Below are 19801 nucleotides of genomic sequence, written 5' to 3' on the forward strand. Positions count from 1 at the left end.
TCGGACAGCGCGCAACGGATGGGGAGGCAGGAACGACGGTGGCGGAACGGAGCACGGCTGCCGTCGACGTGGCAGACAACAGCGGTGACGAGCCGCTGACCGCGCAGGCGGACCAGTCCACGGCCGACGGCGTGGCCCAGAACCGGGAGCGGGACACGGAGAGCGAAGCGGAACAGGGGGGCGGCGGAGCGGTCGGCGACCCAGCAAAGACCTCACCGCCCGAGTTGCACAGTGGCCACAAGCTCGCCAGACGCTACCGCCTCGAAGAGTGCGTCACCCGTCTGGACGGATTCAGCAGTTGGCGTGCGGTGGACGAAAAGCTCCGCCGTGCCGTCGGTGTGCACATTCTGCCCGCCGACCATCCACGGGGGCGCTCCGTCCTGGCGGCAGCCCGGTCCTCCGCCCTCCTCGGTGACCCGCGGTTCGTCCAGGTCCTCGACGCGGTCGAGGAGAACGACCTGGTCTACGTCGTCCACGAGTGGCTGCCGGACGCCACGGAACTGACGACGCTGCTGGTCTCCGGTCCGCTGCAGGTGCACGAGGCCTATCAGATGGTGACTCAGGTCTCCCAGGCCATGGCCGCGGCCCACCGCGAGGGTCTCTCGCACCTGCGTCTCAACCCCGATGCCGTACTGCGCACTTCGTCCGGCCAGTGGCGCATCCGCGGCCTCGCCGTGAACGCGGCGCTGCGGGGCATCAGCTCCGACACCCCACAGCGCACCGACACCGAGGCGATCGGGGCGCTGCTGTACGCGGCGCTCACCCAGCGCTGGCCCTACGAGGACGACGCCTACGGCCTCTCCGGCCTGCCCAAGGGAGTCGGCCTCATCGCCCCCGACCAGGTCCGCGCCGGCGTCCACCGCGGGCTCTCCGAGCTCGCCATGCGGGCGCTCGCCAATAACGGCGCGACCGCCTCCCGTCACGAATCCCCGTGCACCACTCCGGAGGAACTGGTCAAGGCGGTCGGTGAGATGCCGCGCATCCGTCCTCCGGAGCCGGCCTACACGGCACCGCCCGACTACCAGCGCACGACGTACCAACAGGGCACCTACGCCCACCAGGCAGCACTCGGCGTAACCCAGCCGGTGCCCACACCACCGCCCCCGCTCCAGAGCCGCACCGGCAAGGCGCTCAAATGGGCCGTGTCGGCCTTGCTGATCGCCGCGCTGGGCCTGGGCAGCTGGCAGCTGGCGGAGGCGTTGATGGAACGCGGCAAGTCGAGCGATACCGATCAGACGCAGACGAACGACAACGACAAGGGCACCGACAAGAAGCCCAAGCCGGTCGAGCCGATCAAGATCCATAACGCGGAGGAGTACGTCGCCAAGGGCTCGGCCCAGGCGCCGGGAGACGTGGCCAAGACGTACGACACGGACAGCTCGTCGTACTGGCGCACGTTGAGCTTCAAAGACGGCCCCGATATGAAACCGTCCTTCAAGCCGGGCGTGGGTATCGTCTACGACCTTGGATCCGAGCAGGACGTCTCGACCGCCTCGATAGGGCTGAAGTACACCGGTGACCACACGACGGTGAGCCTCTACGCCACCGATTCGCCGTCGTCATCCGTCCCCATCAGTTCCATGCAACAGATCGCCAAGGAGACCACCACGAGCACGGAACTGAAGATCTCCGCGAAAAATTCTGTGAAGACCCGGTACGTTCTGGTCTGGCTGACCGCATTGCCGTACTCGCCGCCCGACGACGACGGATACGGTGAGGCCGGCTACAAGCAGGCGATCACCGACGTCAAGTTCGCGGGCTAGACACGTCAGGAGGGGGAGGGGGTCCGAGGGTGAACGACGCCGAATACGGCGATGCCAGCGATCAGGACCTCCTGTCTCGTCACGTAGATGGCGATGCCCACGCCTTCAGCGAGCTCGTCAAGCGCCACCGGGACCGGCTGTGGGCCGTCGCACTGCGGACGCTGGGGGACCGGGAGGAGGCGGCTGACGCCGTCCAGGACGCCTTGCTGTCCGCCTACCGGGCGGCCCATACCTTCCGGGGGCAGTCGGCCGTCACGACCTGGCTGCACCGGATCACGGTGAACGCCTGTCTCGACCGTGCCCGCAAGGCTGCCTCCCGGAAGACCTCACCGGTCGACGACACCGAGCGGCTCGAGCAGCTCCTGGAGCCCCATGAGTCGGCTTCCGCGCCAGCCGAGCGTCACGATCTCCATCGACAGCTCCTCGAGGCCCTGGGCACTCTGCCGGCCGACCAGCGAGCGGCCCTCGTGCTTGTGGACATGCAGGGTTATCCGGTCGCTGAGGCAGCGCGCATCCTCGACGTGCCCACCGGCACCGTGAAGAGCCGCTGCGCCCGTGGCAGAGCGAGACTCCTGCCGCTCCTCGCTCATCTCCGGGCTGATGGTGGCGAGCAAGGAAAGAATCCGGGTGCAGGAAGGAACCGGCCGCATCGGACATCCGTCCCACCCGCAGCGGAACCGAAAGACGCAGGGCCAAAGGATTCGACTGCTGTGAAGGGCGGAGGTGGGCGAGCGTGACATCCACGACCGACACGGCCGGGCATCCGGAAGTTGCGGAGATCTCGGACCTCACCGAAGGTCTGCTGCCGCCCTCCCGGAACACAGACGTGCGGCGGCACCTGGACGACTGCTCGCTCTGCGCCGACGTTTACGACTCCCTGGAGGAGATCCGAGGCCTGCTCGGCTCGCTTCCCGGACCTCCCCGTATGCCGGCGGACGTAGCCGGCCGCATCGACGCCGCACTGGCCGCGGAAGCCCTGCTGAGTGCTGCCGCGACGGTGGAGAGCACTGATACGCCGAACACGACGTCCGTAGCCATTGAGAGGTCCGAAGCCGAGCCGCTGAGCCCCGCATCTGGCGACGCTGCTGGGCCGCACCCCGAGTCCCTCGATTCTTCTGTGGCCGCCGAGCGGGACGGCGAGCGTGTTTCACGTGAAACATCCTCCACCGGAACCGCCACGGAACGTCCTGCAGGACATGCTCGTGCGGTCACGGGCCCCGGTCGAAAGCCTCGCAGTCGCCGGGCCCGCCGCAGGACCATCGTCTTCGGCACGGTCCTCACAGCCGCCGTGCTGGGGCTGGGCGGTGTGTTCGTGCAGGGCATGGTGACTGACGACTCCGGAGACACCCCCGCGGCGAACAGCAACTCGAAGGTCACCTTCTCCCAGGAGAAACTGGAGAAGGAAGTGGAGGATCTACTCTCCAACAATGTGGGTGCGGAGAGCGTCGGCCCGCGCGAGAAGGGTCCCTTCGGCGGCACACCCGGGGAAGAAGCTCCGCCGACAGAGAAAAGCCCCAGGACCTTGTTCAAGAACACCCCGAAGGTGCCCTCCTGCGTCCGGCAGGGCATCGACAGTGACGACGACGCCATCGCCGCCAAGCAGGGCGACTACGACGGGAAGAGCGCCTACCTCGTGGTGCTGCCGCACGCCTCCGACATCGCCAAGGTCTCGGCCTATGTCGTCGACGCGACGTGCGTGAAGCAGCCCTCAGAAGGCCCCGGCAAGGTTCTGCTGACCAAGACCTTCGCCCGGCCCTGACCCCTGCCACCTACTGTGGGCAACGCATGACGTTCCATGCGTTGCCCACAGCCGTGTGCCCGGACACACCGGGAATGCTGGCCCCTTAGGATCCGTTGGGTGGGGTGAGAGTACTGAGCGAGGCCCCACCAGCAGTAGGCAGCAGTCTCCAGAGACGAGGAAACAAGCCGTGAGCGACGTCCGTAACGTGATCATCATCGGCTCCGGGCCCGCCGGTTATACGGCGGCGCTCTACACTGCGCGCGCGTCGCTGAAGCCGCTGGTCTTCGAAGGCGCTGTCACCGCGGGTGGCGCGCTGATGAACACCACCGAGGTGGAGAACTTCCCCGGCTTCCGGGACGGCATCATGGGACCCGAGCTCATGGACAACATGCGGGCCCAGGCCGAGCGCTTCGGTGCCGAGCTTGTTCCGGACGACGTCGTGGCCGTGGACCTCAGCGGTGAGATCAAGACCGTCACGGACACCTCGGGCACGGTACACCAGGCGAAGGCCGTCATCGTCACCACCGGCTCCCAGCACCGCAAGCTCGGCCTGCCCAACGAGGACAAGCTCTCCGGACGTGGCGTCTCCTGGTGTGCTACCTGTGACGGCTTCTTCTTCCGGGAGCAGGACATCGCCGTGATCGGCGGCGGTGACACCGCGATGGAGGAGGCCACCTTCCTCTCCCGGTTCGCCAAGTCGGTGACGATCGTCCACCGCCGCGACACGCTGCGCGCCTCCAAGGCGATGCAGGACCGCGCCTTCGCCGACCCGAAGATCAAGTTCATCTGGGACAGCGAGGTCGCCGAGATTCAGGGCGACCAGAAGCTCTCCGGTCTGAAGCTGCGCAACGTGAAGACGGGCGAGACCTCCGAGCTGCCGGTGACAGGCCTGTTCATCGCGATCGGCCACGACCCCCGCACGGAGCTCTTCAAGGGTCAGCTCGAGCTGGACGACGAGGGCTACCTGAGGGTGGAGGCGCCCTCGACACGGACGAACCTGACCGGTGTCTTCGGTGCCGGTGACGTCGTCGACCACACCTACCGCCAGGCGATCACCGCGGCCGGCACCGGCTGCTCCGCGGCTCTCGACGCCGAGCGCTACCTCGCCGCTCTCGCCGACACCGAGGCCGCCGAGCCCGAGAAGACCACTGTCTGAACCCTTCCGCCCCTCTCTCATCGCACGACCGAATTAAGGAGCCCGCCGTGGCCGGCACTCTGAAGAATGTGACCGACGACTCCTTCGAGCAGGACGTCCTCAAGAGCGAGAAGCCCGTACTGGTGGACTTCTGGGCCGCCTGGTGCGGACCGTGCCGCCAGATCGCGCCGTCCCTCGAGGCGATCGCCGCCGAGTACGGCGACAAGATCGAGGTCGTCAAGCTGAACATCGACGAAAACCCCGGTATTGCCGCGAAGTACGGCGTCATGTCCATCCCGACTCTGAACGTCTACCAGGATGGCGAGGTCGCCAAGACCATCGTCGGTGCCAAGCCGAAGGCTGCGATCGTCCGGGACCTTGAGGACTTCATCGCCGACTAGTCGGCACGTGCGCCGCACAACGGCGGCGATGTTTCACGTGAAACACGAATGGGCCAGCCCGGTGGGGCTGGCCCATTCGTGTATAGAGCGCAGAACCTACAGCGGTCGCAGTGCGGGTTCCTTCTGGACGGCTCCCAGCAATCTGTCGAGCGCCAACTCGACGTCTTCCTTCCATGACAGCGTCGTCCGCAACTCCAGCCTCAGTCGTGGATGCGTGGGGTGCGGCCGGACCGTCTTGAATCCCACCGCCAGCAGATGGTCGGCGGGAAGGAGACACGCCGGCTCCTTCCAGCGCGCGTCCCCGAAGGCCTCGATCGCTTTGAAGCCCCGGCGCAGCAGATCCTTGGCAACCGTCTGCACCATCACACGCCCCAACCCCTGCCCTTGATAGCCCGGCAGAATGAAGGCGGTCATCAGCTGCACTGCATCCGGCGACACGGGGCTCGTGGGAAAGGCCGTGGAGCGGGGGACATAAGCGGGGGGTGCGTAGAGCACAAAGCCCACGGGCACCTCATCGACATAGACGACCCGCCCGCAGGATCCCCACTCCAGGAGAACGGCGGAGATCCACGCCTCCTTCTCCAGGTCGGGTGTGCCTGCCTTTACCGCGGCTTCTCCGCTGACTGGGTCCAACTCCCAGAAGACACACGCGCGACAGCGCTTGGGAAGGTCCGTAAGGTTGTCCAGCGTGAGCGGTACGAGCCGACGCCCCATGAAGGCTGTTCCTCGCTTCCTTCGCCCGCAGCATGGCGGGCGGCTGTCAGAGTGCTCCGTTCCCTGAGCAGACTGCCGACAAATCCGCCGACCGCCCCGAGGCCCAGACCGGCGGTTACCAGTCCACTGCGGCTCACCGTTCGCATGGCCTTCGCCTCCCCGAGAAGGTGCCGCCAGGTGAATGCGCCATACCCGAACGCATCGTATCCACCAAGCGATTGCATCGATACCGACTGAAAGCAAAGAGCAGGCCGTGTTCCGGTACACACCGGACACGACCCGCTTTGCCGGCCGTCGGACCGCTGCGGGGCGGTAGGCCGAGATCAGGCTTCGCTCTCGCCGGAGTTCTCCTCGGAGTTCTCCTCGGCAGATCCCTTCTGAAGGACCGGCCCCTCGCCGGGGGCAAGCGTGCCGAGAATACGTTCCAGGTCTTCCATCGAGGCGAACTCGACGACGATCTTGCCCTTCTTCTGGCCGAGGTCGACCTTCACCCGGGTCTCGAACCGGTCCGAAAGCCGGGTCGCCAGCTCACTCAACGCCGGGGAGAGCCGAGCGCCAGCACGCGGCCCCTTGGAGCGCGGCGCGCTCTGTGGGCGGGAGCCCATGAGGGTCACGATCTCCTCGACGGCCCGCACCGAGAGCCCCTCGGCAACAATGCGGTGGGCCAGCCGGTCCTGCTCCTCCGAGTCATCGACGGAGAGCAGCGCCCGGGCATGTCCCGCGGACAGAACTCCGGCCGCCACCCGACGCTGGACCGCAGGAGAGAGCTTCAGCAGACGAAGGGTATTGGAGACCTGCGGCCGGGAGCGGCCGATCCGGTCCGCCAACTGGTCGTGCGTGCAGTTGAAGTCCTTGAGGAGCTGGTCATAGGCAGCAGCCTCCTCCAGCGGGTTCAGCTGGGCTCGGTGCAGGTTCTCCAGGAGCGCGTCCAAGAGGAGCTTCTCGTCCTCGGTGGCACGCACGATCGCCGGAATCGCCTCGAGCCCCGCCTCACGGCAGGCCCGCCACCGCCGCTCGCCCATGATGAGCTCATAGCGGGAGGGGCCCAACTGCCGCACGACGACGGGCTGAAGAAGGCCCACTTCCTTGATGGAGGTGACCAACTCCGCAAGGGCGTCCTCATCGAACACCTCACGCGGCTGGCGAGGGTTGGGACTGATGAAATCCAGAGGGAGCTCAGCGAAGTGGGCTCCGGCCGGGCTCTGCAGCCCTTCACCGGCTCCATAGGCCGCATCCTCGGTTTCATGTGAAACATTCGCCTGCGGCAGTGTGGCCACCCTCGCCGCGGCCACCCCGCGCTCCGACGTAAGGACCGGAACAGCCGTCGGCGAAGTGGCAGCGCCACCGGCCGTCGGCGGCGCCGCCTTCTCCCCCGTCGGCGCCGCGGGGATCAGGGCGCCGAGGCCACGGCCCAGCCCTCGTCGTCGCTCACTCACTGGATCCCCTCCACCATGCTCTGATCGTTCTGTGCGCCCAGATGGGCGTGCTGCGCGTCGTAGTGGATACCTACACCGCGCAGAGCGATTTCTCGCGCGGCCTCAAGATAGGAGAGGGCACCGCTCGACCCGGGGTCGTAGGTCAGCACCGTCTGCCCGTAGCTCGGCGCCTCGGAGATACGGACCGAACGAGGAATGCTGGTCCGGAGCACCTCCTCGCCGAAATGGTTGCGCACCTCTTCGGCGACCTGGGACGCAAGACGAGTCCGGCCGTCGTACATGGTGAGCAGGATGGTCGATACATGGAGGCCGGGGTTGAGGTGCCCCCGCACCAGATCGACATTGCGGAGCAGCTGCCCCAGCCCCTCCAGTGCGTAGTACTCACACTGGATCGGAATCAGGACCTCGGCACCAGCCACCAGAGCATTGACCGTCAGCAGACCGAGCGACGGCGGGCAGTCGATGAGGATGTAGTCCAGCGGCTGCTCGTACGTCTGAATCGCTCTCTGCAGTCGGCTCTCCCGCGCAACGAGAGAAACCAGCTCGATCTCAGCGCCGGCGAGATCGATCGTGGCCGGGGCACAGAAGAGGCCCTCGACATCAGGAACCGGCTGAACGACCTCCGACAGGGGCTTGCTCTCGACCAATACGTCGTAGATCGAAGGAACTTCGGCGTGGTGATCGATGCCCAGTGCAGTGGATGCGTTGCCCTGCGGGTCGAGATCGATCACCAGGACGCGTCCGCCGTGCAGGGCGAGCGAGGCGGCAAGGTTGACTGTTGTCGTGGTCTTGCCGACACCACCCTTCTGGTTGGCGACGACCATGACCCGGGTCTGCTCGGGCCGCGGGAGGCCCTCGCCGGCGCGCCCCAAAGCCTCCACCGCCAATTGGGCAGCACGACCGATGGGAGTGTCGTCCATCGGGGGCGGTGTTTCACGTGAAACATCGTCCCCCATCGACTCGGTACGGGGACCGGGGACCGGATCGGTCATCGGTCCCGCGAGGTTGGCGTCGGACCGCAAGGATTCACTCTCCTCGACTTCAGGCTCGCAATGAACAGAGCCTCCCATGCCTTCGGGGTCGCGAACCAGTGAGGCCTGTTGTTCTGTGGAGAAATCCACCTCTGTGGACAACTCCGCTCCCTCTTCGAGTGAACGAAGAGGGCGACGATCCTCTTCCTGGGCCCTGAAAGGACGACGGTCGCGGGTTGCGGCCGCGGCGCGACCGCGGCTGATGATGCCGTGCAGGAGTGAGCGACGTTTCACGTGAAACACGATGCCTAGGGGCCTCGGCCGCACCCGCGCGACACTCCGAGATGCGTAGTTTTGACAGCTTGTGTGGAGTACGACCCGACTACAGGGCACTCAACGACGACGTCGCGCTCGACCGGCCCGGGCCGCCTTCGCCCGCTTGGCCGCGAAACGCACTCCGCCCGGGCTCTCGCCGACCTCAACCCGCACCACTGTGGAGAGCGGGTCTACAACGCCCTCGCCGACATGCAGAACCGAGACATCAACCGCGCCGAGCTTGCTCAGCGCCGCACCGGCGTTCTTGACCTCTTCCTCCGCGGTGTCGCCCTTGAGCGCAAGCATCTCCCCATACGGCCGCAGCAACGGAACACCCCAGGCGGCCAGTCGGTCCAGGGGCGCCACGGCTCGCGCCGTCACCACATGGACCGGGGTCAGCTGGCCGAGAACCTCCTCGGCACGCCCACGTACGACGGTGACATGGTCGAGGCCCAGTAGCTCGACAACCTCGGAGAGGAAGTTCGTACGCCGCAGCAATGGTTCCAGGAGCGTGATCTTGAGGTCCGGGCGGACGAGGGCCAGCGGGATACCGGGCAGTCCGGCACCGGAGCCGACATCGCACACCGTCACGCCTTCCGACACGACCTCGGAGAGCACCGCGCAGTTCAACAGATGCCGCTCCCACAGGCGGGGCACTTCGCGCGGACCGATGAGGCCGCGCTGCACTCCGGCCTCCGCCAGGAGCTCCGCGTAACGGACCGCGTCCGCGAAGCGATCACCGAACACCGACCGGGCCTGTTCGGGCGCAGGGGGAAGCTCCGCTGCCTCCGTCACGGGGGACCGTCCTTCCGTACCGCATCAGCGCGCCGTGCGCTGACGTCCTGGACCACCAGGGACCAATTAGGGGCCATCAGCCGTCATCAGGGACTACCAGGCTGACAAAATTCGGCCCCGCCTGCGAACAGACGGGGCCGCGGAGAACCGGAGGCCGATCAGGCGGGCAGCACGACGACGAAGCGCTGAGGCTCCTCGCCCTCGGACTCGCTACGCAGGCCTGCGGCCTTGACCGCGTCGTGGACGACCTTGCGCTCGAAGGGCGTCATCGGCTTCATCTTCACCGGCTCGCCGGAGGCCTTGACCTCGGCAGCGGCCTTGGCGCCCAGCTCGGAGAGCTCCTCACGCTTCTTGGCACGGTAGCCCGCGATGTCCAGCATCAGCCGACTGCGGTCCCCGGTCTCGCGGTGCACGGCGAGCCGGGTGAGCTCCTGGAGCGCCTCCAGCACCTCACCGTCGCGGCCGACCAGCTTCTGCAGATCGCGGCCGCCCGTGTCGCTGACGATCGATACTGCGGCGCGATCGGCCTCGACGTCCATGTCGATGTCGCCGTCGAGGTCGGCGATGTCCAGCAGACCCTCGAGGTAGTCCGCCGCGATCTCACCCTCCTGCTCAAGGCGGGTCAGGGTGTCGCCACCCTCAGCAGCGGCGGAGGTGGTGCCTTCCGTCACGGGATGGACTCCTTCTTACTTCTTGGACGGGTGCTTGGGCCGCTGCGGACCCTTGCGCTGTCCGGACTGGGCTTTGCTGCGGGTACCGGAGCCGGGCTTGGCGCCACCGCCGGCCGGCTTGGAGGCGGGCCTGGCATCCTGCGGCTCGTCCTCCTTGGCAAGGGAGGTCTTCGACTCACCGGCGGCCTTGGGACCGGACTGACGCTGTGCCTTGGTCTGGCGCTTGGGCTGCTGTCGCTTGGGGGACGCACCGGTAGCCGCGGTACCGTCCGCGGTCTCGGCGACCTCCGTGATCTCGCTCTTCACCACGGTGCCATCGCTCTGGGCCGCCAGGCCCGCCTTCCCCAGGCCGTTGATGAACTTGCGCTCGAACTCGTTGCGGTCCCGGCCCTTGGCGACGATCGTCTTGACGATGGCGCGCTCGCGGCGGCCGCGGGTCTTGCCGTGGCTCGTGACGTGCTTCTGCAGGCGCTCCAGGTAGGCGGCCTGGGCCTTGCTGCCCGGGGTGGGGTTGTTGTGGATGACGTACATCTGCTGGCCCATGGTCCACACGTTGGTGGTCAGCCAGTAGACGAGGACACCGACCGGGAAGTTGATACCGAAGACGGCGAACATGATCGGGAAGATGTACATCAGCATCTTCTGCTGCTGCATGAAGGGCGTCTTCACCGTGGTGTCGACGTTCTTCGTCATCAGCTGACGCTGCGTGTAGAACTGCGACGCCGACATCAGGATGATCATGACCGCGGTGACGATCCGGACATCGGTCACCGAGGCATCGAGCTGAGCGACCTTCTCGGCGCTGTCCGTGAACTTCGCCGCCAGCGGAGCACCGAAGATATGCGCCTTCTGAGCGCTCTCCAGCAGTCGCTCATTGATCACGCCGACGGTGTCGTTCGACGCGATGCTGTTGAGCACGTGGTACAGGGCGAAGAAGAACGGCGACTGCGCCAGGATGGGAAGGCACGAGGAGAGCGGGTTGGTGCCCGTCTCCTTGTACAGCTTCATCATCTCTTCGGACTGACGCTGTTTGTCGTTCTTGTAGCGCTCCTGGATCTTCTTCATCTCGGGCTGGAGCGTCTGCATGGCCCGCGTCGCCTTGATCTGCTTCACGAAGAGCGGGATCAGGCAGATGCGGATCAGGATCACAAGGGACACGATGGACAGGCCCCAGGCCCAGCCCGTATCGGGACCGAAGATCGCACCGTACAGCGAGTGGAACTGCACGATGACCCACGAGACGGGTGTCGTGATGAAGCTGAAAAGACTGGCAATCGTGTCCACTAATCATGCTCCTTGGGCATGGGACGGGGTCTCGGCGGCCGGGCTCACAGGATTCTGCCCCTCGGTGGCCGCGCCGTCGGCGGAGGGCCCGCCCTTGCGTGTGCGCCAGGCGTCACGCAGCATCTCGTGCCACCGCGGGCGCTTGCGCGGCGGGACATGGTCCACACCGCCGAGCGACCATGGGTTGCACCGCAGGATCCGCCAGGCGGTGAGCGCCGTTCCCTTGATCGCACCGTGCCGGTCGATGGCCTGGTAGCCGTAGTGGGAGCACGACGGGTAGTACTTGCAAACCGGACCGAGCAGCGGGCTGATGGTCCACTGGTACAGCTTGATCAGCGCGAGCAACGGGTACTTCATCGTGCGCCCCCTCCCAGCAGCCGCTCCAGGGCGGCATCCAGGTCTCGGGCCAGTTGTGCGTGGTCGGCGTCCCCCGCGCCGGGCAGCGCTCGTACGACTACCAGGCTACCGGTGGGGAACAGGGCGACCCGGTCCCGCATCAGATGGCGAAGCCTGCGCTTCACCTTGTTACGGACTACCGCTCCGCCCACGGCCTTGCTCACGACGAAACCCGCACGCGTCGGGGGAGCGCTCTCCCCGGGCGCGTGCGGGTCTGTGACACCGCTGCGTAGGTGGACGACGAGAAGCGGGCGTCCGGCCCGGCGTCCTCGGCGTACCGCGGTCGCGAAGTCCTCGCGCCGCCTCAGCCGGTTCTCGGTGGGCAGCACGACGTCATGACCTGTGCGATCAGGCGGACAGGCGGGCGCGACCCTTGCTGCGGCGGGACGCGAGGATCGCGCGGCCGGCACGGGTGCGCATCCGCAGCCGGAAGCCGTGGGTCTTGGCGCGACGACGGTTGTTCGGCTGGAAGGTGCGCTTGCTCACTCGGGGGCTCCAGAAGAATCGTGTAGTTGCGGGGTGCCGTCCTGGCTGTCACCGTGCGCCCACGAGTAGCTCGTATTACGCCCGAGTGCACCGCTTCCCGATCACTGGTACGTGATCTATGCCCATCGGAGGCAGGCGGCAGCAGCCATCGACAACTCGACCTGGTTACGGTACGCGGGGCTACGCCATCCGGTCAAACCAACGGTCACCGAGAGACACTATCCACAGCCTGGGGACAACAACTTGAACCGCAGCGGCCGCCCTGACTACCGTGACTGGACTCCGAGTCGTTCCCTGCTCCCTGTCCCACTCGATTTACATCCCGATTCGTCCCGGAACCACCCGTTCGTGGGACCTGTGAGAGAGCGTGCCCTGTGGCTGACGTACCTGCCGATCTTGCCGCAGTGTGGCCACGAGTACTGGAGCAACTCCTCGGCGAGGGCCGGGGTCAGGGCGTCGAGGTCAAGGACGAGCACTGGATCAGGCGGTGCCAGCCGCTGGCTCTCGTCGCGGACACGGCCCTCCTCGCCGTTCCGAACGAATTCGCTAAAGGCGTGCTCGAAGGACGGCTCGCGCCGGTCGTGAGCGAAACGCTCAGCCGTGAGTGCGGCCGTCCGATCCGCATCGCGATCACCGTCGACGACTCCGCCGGCGAGCCCCCGCCGCCTCCCGTGCAGCAGTCGCGCTATGAGGACCGCTACGAGGACCGCTACGACGACGTCGAGCCGTCCCGCGCTCCCTATGACAAGGCACCCGGCCCCGCCCCCGAACGCCCCGACCTCTACGACGGCCCGGGCCGTGAGCCGTACGAGGGTGGTTACGGGCGCCACCGTGCCGATGACCGCGCCCCGGGCGGGCACGGCGACCAACTGCCGCCCCCGCGGACCGCACCGGATGGCCGGGCGGACCAGCTCCCGACCGCCCGCCCCGCGTATCCGGACTATCAGCGCCCCGAGCCGGGCGCCTGGCCCCGCCCGGTTCAGGACGACTACGGCTGGCAGCAGCAGCGGCTCGGCTTCCCCGACCGGGACCCCTACGGGACGCACCCGCCGCACGACTACCGCCAGCAGTCAATGGATCGCTCTCCGTACGAGCAGCCGCGCCCCGATTACGACCAGCGGTCCGACTACGACCAGCGCCCTGACTATGACCAGCGCCCTGACTATGACCAGCGACCAGACTACGACCAGCGACCAGACCACCGCGAGCCGCCCGTCGGCAACGGCCACGTCCACCGCGGCGGCCCGGTCGGTTCGGCACTTCCCGTGTCCAGCGGCGCGCCCGGACCACTGGCCGCACAGCCCGCGCCGGCCACCGGCCCGGGCGAGCCGACCCCGCGCCTCAACCCGAAGTACCTCTTCGACACCTTCGTGATCGGCGCCTCCAACCGCTTCGCACACGCCGCGGCGGTCGCCGTCGCGGAGGCACCCGCGAAGGCGTACAACCCCCTGTTCATCTACGGGGAGTCGGGGTTGGGAAAGACCCACCTGCTGCACGCGATCGGGCACTACGCGCGCAGCCTGTACCCGGGCACGCGTGTGCGGTACGTGAGCTCCGAGGAGTTCACCAACGAGTTCATCAACTCCATCCGCGACGGCAAGGGCGACAGTTTCCGCAAGCGGTACCGCGAGATGGACATTCTTCTCGTCGACGACATCCAGTTCCTGGCGGACAAGGAGTCGACGCAGGAGGAGTTCTTCCACACGTTCAACACATTGCACAACGCGAACAAGCAGATCGTGCTTTCCAGTGACCGGCCGCCCAAACAGCTGGTGACGCTCGAGGACCGGCTGCGCAACCGCTTCGAGTGGGGCCTGATCACCGACGTTCAGCCACCAGAGCTCGAGACCCGGATCGCGATCCTGCGCAAGAAGGCGGTGCAGGAACAGCTCAACGCACCTCCCGAGGTGCTGGAGTTCATCGCGTCCCGAATCTCGCGCAACATCCGGGAGCTGGAGGGCGCGTTGATCCGGGTGACGGCCTTCGCCTCACTCAATCGCCAGCCCGTGGACCTCGGCCTGACGGAGATCGTCCTCAAGGACCTCATCCCCGGCGGCGAGGACGCGGCCCCGGAGATCACGGCGACCGCGATCATGGCGGCGACCGCCGACTACTTCGGCCTGACGGTGGAGGATCTTTGCGGAACCTCGCGCGGGCGCGCGCTGGTGACGGCCCGCCAGATCGCCATGTATCTGTGCCGTGAGCTGACGGACCTCTCGCTGCCGAAGATCGGTGCGCAGTTCGGTGGCAGGGACCACACGACGGTGATGCACGCGGACCGGAAGATCCGCGCGCTGATGGCCGAGCGCCGCTCCATCTACAACCAGGTCACCGAACTGACCAACCGCATCAAGAACGGCTGACTCGAAGGCTCGGCGCGAAGGTCTGACGCGCGGGCCTGACGCCGACGCCTTCCTCAGGGCGCTCCAGGGACATAGGTCCTGGGGCGCCCTTGTTGTCGCGTCGTGCGTCCGTCGACTGCCCCATGCGTCCGTGACCGGCCTCCGGGGCGAGAGCCGCGATCTCGCGCCGCCGGGGCAAGGGCCGGCAGCCGGGGCGAGAGCCGGAGGCCACGCCGCCAGGGGAGAGCCGGGGCAGCGGGCGTAGCGAACGGGCATGCCCGAATCGCGGGTTCGTCGGCCACGGATCCCACGATGAGAGGTGCCGCAACGCCCGCCGGAGCACCTTGGGGCGGGCGGGCGCCCATGGTTCCTATGGCACACCTGTCCACCACCGCGTCCCGCGCTGTTCGATTAAGGCCCTGGTTACGGCCTCTCTCCACAGATTCGGCGACTTTTTCACGTCCACACCCTGGGGACCGCAAAGTTGTCCCAGTCACTGTCCACAGGCTGTGCGGTCGTCGTCCATCGAGCCAGGTCAAGCGCCTGTGGATTCGTGGACGAACACTCTCCACAGACTGTGGACGACGCGGCGGTCCACAGGGCGTTCACCAAGTTGTCCACCGGTATCCCACAGGCCGAAGCCCGTTGTCCCCAGCGATCAGGCGTCTTTCCACATCCCTGTCCACTGTTCGGCAAGGCTGGACCGCCTCTCACCGTGTCGAGTGAAAGGCGTCACATCAAGCCGCCGGATTGGCCTGTGCAGAACGTGGGTAAAACTGGGGACGCAGTTGGGGAGAAGTGCCCCGAGCCTGTGCATCGGGTGTGCAGAACTTTTCTTTCTCCACAGACGACCCCGGTTGTCCACCGTCTCCGCCCACAGGGCCAGTGGACAAAAAACGGGGCTTGACCTGCGCATTCGTGGTTATCCACGGTATCCACAGGCCCTACTACTACTCCCACCTAGAGAAAGCTCGGGAATCGTTTGGAAGCGGGGGCTGTGCACAACTCGCGCTCGGCGGCTCATCTGCCGCTCGGCACGACTTGACCCCGAGGGGCACCGACTGTCAGTGCCGTGCGTCAGACTGGTCCCCGGCGTCCTTCCCCCACCGGGGCGAGCGACACCGAGTCAGACGAGGAAGACCAGTAGGGCGAGAGCGCCGGCAACAGACGGAGGCGGCAACGGTGAAGATCCGGGTGGAACGCGACGTACTCGCGGAGGCAGTGGCCTGGGCGGCACGCAGCCTTCCGGCCCGTCCGCCGGCGCCTGTGCTCGCCGGCCTTCTGCTGAAGGCGGAGGACGGCGCGCTGAGCCTGTCCAGCTTCGACTACGAGGTCTCGGCGAGGGTCTCGGTGGAGGCGGAGATCGAGGAAGAGGGCACCGTCCTCGTCTCCGGCCGCCTCCTGGCGGACATCTCCCGTGCCCTCCCCAACCGGCCGGTGGAGATTTCCACAGACGGTGTACGGGCGACCGTGGTCTGCGGTTCCTCGCGGTTCACACTCCACACCCTGCCTGTGGAGGAGTACCCGGCGCTGCCGCAGATGCCGAACGCCACGGGCACGGTCCCCGGCGAGGTCTTCGCCGCGGCCGCCGCCCAGGTCGCCATCGCCGCGGGCCGCGACGACACCCTGCCCGTCCTCACCGGTGTGCGCATCGAGATCGAGGGCGACACGGTCACGCTGGCCTCCACCGACCGGTATCGCTTCGCGGTCCGCGAGTTCCTGTGGAAGCCGGAGAATCCGGAGGCGTCCGCGGTCGCCCTGGTCCCCGCCAAGACGCTCCTGGACACCGCCAAGGCACTCACCAGCGGCGACAGCGTGATCCTCGCTCTGTCCGGCTCGGGTGCCGGTGAGGGCCTGATCGGCTTCGAGGGCGCCGGCCGCCGTACGACGACCCGGCTGCTGGAGGGCGACCTCCCGAAGTACCGGACGCTGTTCCCGACGGAATTCAACTCCGTGGCCGTCATCGAGACCGCCCCGTTCGTGGAGGCCGTCAAGCGCGTGGCCCTGGTGGCCGAGCGCAACACCCCGGTGCGGCTCAGCTTCGAGCAGGGCGTGCTCACCCTGGAGGCCGGATCCAGCGACGACGCACAGGCTGTGGAAAGGGTCGACGCACAGCTGGAGGGCGACGACATCTCGATCGCGTTCAACCCGACGTTCCTGCTCGACGGCCTGAGCGCCATCGACTCCCCGGTGGCCCAGCTCTCGTTCACGACGTCCACCAAGCCCGCGCTGCTGAGCGGCAAGCCCGCCGTGGACGCCGAGGCCGACGAGGCGTACAAGTACCTGATCATGCCGGTGCGTCTGTCGGGCTGAGCCCGGCACACGGCGCACCCGGGAGACGCCGACGGGGCATACGTATGAGCGCGTATGCCCACAGGTGTGCACAAGCTCCCCCACTGCCCGAAAGGCGTGGGAGGTACCCCCCGGTTTAGGCTCGGTCGCGGGTACGAAAGTGCTTCCACACCACGTCGTCAGCGAAGGAACACACTGATGGAGCTCGGTCTCATCGGCCTCGGCAAGATGGGCGGCAACATGCGCGAGCGGATACGCCGCGCTGGTCACACCGTCATCGGATACGACCGCAACCCGGATCTCGCCGATGTCCACAGCCTCGAGGAACTTGTGGGCAAGCTCAAGGGTCCGCGCGTGGTGTGGGTGATGGTCCCGGCCGGTGCGCCGACCCAGTCGACGATCGACGAACTGGCCGAGCTCCTCCAGCCCGGCGACGTAGTCGTGGACGGCGGCAACTCCCGCTGGACGGACGACGAGAAGCACGCCGAGGAACTCGCGGCCAAGGGCATCGGCTTCGTGGACTGCGGGGTCTCAGGCGGCGTCTGGGGCCTGCAGAACGGCTATGCGCTGATGTACGGCGGTGACGCCGAGAACGTCGCCAAGGTCCAGCCGATCTTCGACGCGCTGAAGCCCGAGGGCGACCGCGGCGCGGTGCACGCCGGCAAGGTCGGCGCCGGGCACTTCGCGAAGATGGTCCACAACGGCATCGAGTACGCGATGATGCAGGCCTACGCCGAGGGCTGGGAACTCCTGGAGAAGGTGGACTCGGTCACCGACGTACGCGAGGTCTTCCGCTCCTGGCAGGAAGGCACCGTGATCCGTTCCTGGCTGCTCGACCTCGCGGTCAACGCCCTCGACGAGGACGAGCACCTGGAGAAGCTGCGCGGCTACGCACAGGACTCCGGCGAAGGCCGCTGGACCGTGGAAGCCGCCATCGACAACGCCGTCCCGCTGCCCGCGATCACCGCGTCGCTCTTCGCGCGGTTCTCGTCGCGACAGGACGATTCGCCTCAGATGAAGATGATTGCGGCATTGCGCAACCAGTTCGGCGGCCACGCGGTCGAGAAGGCCGAGTAGGTCGAGCAGGCGATAGACGGAAAGCCAGGGAAGGCCCGGAAGTCCGGGAAGGCCTGGCGGAAGTAATCCACAGCCTGGGGTTAACGCCCTGGCATCCTCGGGAACGGCCCGGTTTTCCACAGGCCGTGGACAGGCCGGGGAAGCGAAGCATCACGTTGGGGGAGGTCGGCGAACGACCATGCACGTCACGCATTTGTCGCTGGCCGACTTCCGCTCGTACGCCCGGGTCGAAGTTCCGCTCGACCCGGGCGTCACCGCCTTCGTCGGTCCCAACGGGCAGGGCAAGACCAATCTCGTCGAGGCGGTCGGCTACCTCGCCACCCTCGGCAGCCACCGGGTCTCCTCGGACGCGCCGCTCGTTCGCATGGGCGCCGAGCGCGCGATCATCCGGGCTCAGGTCCAGCAGGGCGAGCGTCGGCAACTGGTCGAGCTGGAGCTGAACCCGGGGCGCGCCAACCGTGCCCGGATCAACCGATCCTCGCAGGTCAGACCGCGTGATGTGCTGGGCATAGTGAGCAGCGTGCTGTTCGCGCCCGAGGACCTCGCCCTGGTCAAGGGTGACCCCGGAGAGCGCCGGCGCTTCCTGGACGAGCTGATCACGGCGCGCGCTCCGCGCATGGCGGGTGTGCGTTCCGACTACGAGCGCGTTCTCAAACAGCGCAACACGCTCCTCAAATCGGCGGCGCTGGCCCGCCGCCACGGTGGACGCTCCATGGACCTGTCCACGCTGGACGTGTGGGACCAGCACCTCGCCCGCACGGGCGCCGAACTGCTCGCCCAGCGCCTCGACCTGATCGCCACGCTCCAGCCGCTGGCCGACAAGGCGTACGAGCAGCTGGCCCCCGGCGGCGGACCGATCGCGCTGGAGTACCGGCCCTCCGCACCGGGCGAGGCCCACATGCGTGATGACCTCTTCGAACAGCTGATGGCCGCCCTCGCCGAGGCCCGCAAGCAGGAGATCGAGCGCGGCGTGACCCTGGTGGGCCCGCACCGGGACGAACTGCTGCTCAAGCTCGGCCAACTGCCCGCGAAGGGATATGCGTCACACGGCGAGTCCTGGTCGTACGCGCTGGCGCTGCGGCTGGCCTCGTACGACCTGCTGAGGGCCGAGTGCAACGAACCGGTCCTCGTCCTCGACGACGTCTTCGCCGAGCTGGACACCCGCCGCAGGGAGCGCCTGGCGGAGCTGGTCGCGCCGGGTGAGCAGGTCCTGGTGACCGCGGCGGTGGACGACGACGTACCGCACGTCCTGACGGGGACGCGGTACACCGTGTCGGACGGCACAGTGGAGCGCGCATGACCATCGAAGAGCCCGGATCCGAAGGGCGCTCCGGGAAGCCGGCCGGAAAACCCGCCGGGAAGACCCCCGAGCCCTCTGGCGTGGACCTCGCGCGCGTGGCACTGAGGGCGGCCAAGGAGGCGGCACGCGCGCGTGGGGACGCGACGCGGCAGAAGAAGCAGGCGCGGCGCGGCGGTCTGCGCTCCGGCGCGCGTGCCGACGGACGGGACCCGATGGCGCTCGGAGCCGCGATCAACCGGCTCATCACGGAGCGCGGCTGGGAGACGCCGGCGGCCGTCGGCGGGGTGATGGGCCGCTGGCCGCAGATCGTCGGTGACGACCTGGCCAAGCACTGCGTGCCGGAGCGCTACGACGAGGACGAGCGGGTCCTGACGGTGCGCTGCGACTCCACGGTGTGGGCGACGAACCTGCGGCTGCTGGCTCCGCGGCTGGTCGCACGCCTGAACGAGGACCTCGGGCACGGAGCGGTGCGACTGATCAAGGTCCAGGGTCCCGGCGGCCCCTCGCACCGCTTCGGCCCGCTTCGCGCCCCCGGCAGCACGGGTCCCGGGGACACCTACGGCTGAGCTCCCAGGGCGGTTGCCGGGAGTTGACACCTCGAAGCGCTGAGTGCCTCCGTGAGCCTCTTGGAGCCCCGCCCCGCATATGGGGAGTCCTTCGAGACCGGTTCAGGGCGGCACAT

The 19801-nt window shown here is 67.5% G+C and carries 19 protein-coding genes; 10 read left to right on the forward strand and 9 right to left on the reverse strand.

Annotated elements, in window-relative coordinates; translation table 11 throughout:
• The first annotated feature begins 38 nt into the window (after positions 1-38).
• The 5 genes from EF387_RS17705 (at position 39) to trxA (ending at position 5040) form a co-directional block, all read left to right on the forward strand.
• Entirely contained in the window at positions 39-1763 is a 1725-nt protein-coding gene (locus tag EF387_RS17705; RefSeq protein WP_128377517.1) for a protein kinase family protein, read from the forward strand.
• 29 nt (positions 1764-1792) lie between these two features.
• Positions 1793-2500, forward strand: a complete 708-nt coding sequence (sigM, locus tag EF387_RS17710) for an RNA polymerase sigma factor SigM (protein ID WP_128377518.1) — start codon at positions 1793-1795, stop codon at positions 2498-2500.
• Positions 2497-3522 carry a hypothetical protein gene (locus tag EF387_RS17715; protein ID WP_128377519.1) on the forward strand — a complete coding sequence of 342 codons (1026 nt, stop codon included), beginning with the start codon at positions 2497-2499 and terminating at the stop codon, positions 3520-3522. The genes sigM and EF387_RS17715 overlap by 4 nt, the downstream gene beginning before the upstream one ends.
• Before the next feature lie 169 nt (positions 3523-3691).
• Entirely contained in the window at positions 3692-4660 is a 969-nt protein-coding gene (gene trxB, locus EF387_RS17720; protein ID WP_128377520.1) for a thioredoxin-disulfide reductase, read from the forward strand.
• A 47-nt stretch (positions 4661-4707) separates the two neighbouring features.
• A complete protein-coding gene (gene trxA / locus EF387_RS17725; protein WP_128377521.1) occupies positions 4708-5040 on the forward strand; it encodes a thioredoxin in 333 nt (110 codons plus the stop codon).
• A gap of 96 nt (positions 5041-5136) precedes the next feature.
• Here the strand turns inward: trxA and EF387_RS17730 are convergent, their stop codons facing one another.
• The 9 genes from EF387_RS17730 to rpmH form a co-directional block, all read right to left on the reverse strand.
• On the reverse strand, positions 5137-5754 hold the full coding sequence (locus EF387_RS17730) for a GNAT family N-acetyltransferase (RefSeq protein ID WP_128377522.1): 618 nt from the start codon (positions 5752-5754) through the stop codon (positions 5137-5139).
• 323 nt (positions 5755-6077) lie between these two features.
• On the reverse strand, positions 6078-7190 hold the full coding sequence (locus EF387_RS17735) for a ParB/RepB/Spo0J family partition protein (RefSeq protein WP_128377523.1): 1113 nt from the start codon (positions 7188-7190) through the stop codon (positions 6078-6080).
• Complete coding sequence (locus tag EF387_RS17740; RefSeq protein WP_128377658.1) at positions 7187-8260, reverse strand: ParA family protein; 1074 nt, start codon at positions 8258-8260, stop codon at positions 7187-7189. The genes EF387_RS17735 and EF387_RS17740 overlap by 4 nt, the downstream gene beginning before the upstream one ends.
• A gap of 294 nt (positions 8261-8554) precedes the next feature.
• A complete protein-coding gene (gene rsmG / locus EF387_RS17745) occupies positions 8555-9271 on the reverse strand; it encodes a 16S rRNA (guanine(527)-N(7))-methyltransferase RsmG (RefSeq protein WP_128377524.1) in 717 nt (238 codons plus the stop codon).
• Positions 9272-9429: 158 nt separating this feature from the next.
• The gene (locus EF387_RS17750; RefSeq protein WP_128377525.1) at positions 9430-9942 is read right to left on the reverse strand and encodes a Jag family protein; all 513 of its coding nucleotides are present in this window, start codon (positions 9940-9942) and stop codon (positions 9430-9432) included.
• Positions 9943-9957: 15 nt separating this feature from the next.
• On the reverse strand, positions 9958-11226 hold the full coding sequence (gene yidC, locus EF387_RS17755) for a membrane protein insertase YidC (RefSeq protein WP_128377526.1): 1269 nt from the start codon (positions 11224-11226) through the stop codon (positions 9958-9960).
• A gap of 3 nt (positions 11227-11229) precedes the next feature.
• A complete protein-coding gene (yidD, locus tag EF387_RS17760) occupies positions 11230-11583 on the reverse strand; it encodes a membrane protein insertion efficiency factor YidD (RefSeq protein ID WP_128377527.1) in 354 nt (117 codons plus the stop codon).
• A complete protein-coding gene (gene rnpA / locus EF387_RS17765; protein WP_128377528.1) occupies positions 11580-11951 on the reverse strand; it encodes a ribonuclease P protein component in 372 nt (123 codons plus the stop codon). Before rnpA ends, yidD begins: the two co-directional genes overlap by 4 nt.
• 19 nt (positions 11952-11970) lie before the next feature.
• Positions 11971-12108 carry a 50S ribosomal protein L34 gene (gene rpmH / locus EF387_RS17770; RefSeq protein ID WP_003956500.1) on the reverse strand — a complete coding sequence of 46 codons (138 nt, stop codon included), beginning with the start codon at positions 12106-12108 and terminating at the stop codon, positions 11971-11973.
• Positions 12109-12482: 374 nt separating this feature from the next.
• On the opposite strand from rpmH, the gene dnaA reads away from it, so the two are divergent.
• The 5 genes from dnaA (at position 12483) to EF387_RS17800 (ending at position 19685) form a co-directional block, all read left to right on the forward strand.
• Positions 12483-14471: a chromosomal replication initiator protein DnaA gene (gene dnaA, locus EF387_RS17775; RefSeq protein ID WP_128377529.1), complete on the forward strand. Its 1989-nt coding sequence runs from the start codon at positions 12483-12485 to the stop codon at positions 14469-14471.
• A 1161-nt stretch (positions 14472-15632) separates the two neighbouring features.
• The gene (dnaN, locus tag EF387_RS17785) at positions 15633-16763 is read left to right on the forward strand and encodes a DNA polymerase III subunit beta (RefSeq protein ID WP_128377531.1); all 1131 of its coding nucleotides are present in this window, start codon (positions 15633-15635) and stop codon (positions 16761-16763) included.
• A 54-nt stretch (positions 16764-16817) separates the two neighbouring features.
• On the forward strand, positions 16818-17819 hold the full coding sequence (gnd, locus tag EF387_RS17790) for a phosphogluconate dehydrogenase (NAD(+)-dependent, decarboxylating) (protein WP_420802588.1): 1002 nt from the start codon (positions 16818-16820) through the stop codon (positions 17817-17819).
• Positions 17820-17997: 178 nt separating this feature from the next.
• Positions 17998-19119 carry a DNA replication/repair protein RecF gene (gene recF / locus EF387_RS17795; RefSeq protein WP_128377533.1) on the forward strand — a complete coding sequence of 374 codons (1122 nt, stop codon included), beginning with the start codon at positions 17998-18000 and terminating at the stop codon, positions 19117-19119.
• Positions 19116-19685 carry a DciA family protein gene (locus tag EF387_RS17800; protein ID WP_128377534.1) on the forward strand — a complete coding sequence of 190 codons (570 nt, stop codon included), beginning with the start codon at positions 19116-19118 and terminating at the stop codon, positions 19683-19685. Before recF ends, EF387_RS17800 begins: the two co-directional genes overlap by 4 nt.
• Positions 19686-19801: the final 116 nt, after the last annotated feature.

It is taken from the genome of Streptomyces cavernae (assembly GCF_004023625.1).
Taxonomy (GTDB): Bacteria; Actinomycetota; Actinomycetes; order Streptomycetales; family Streptomycetaceae; genus Streptomyces; species Streptomyces cavernae.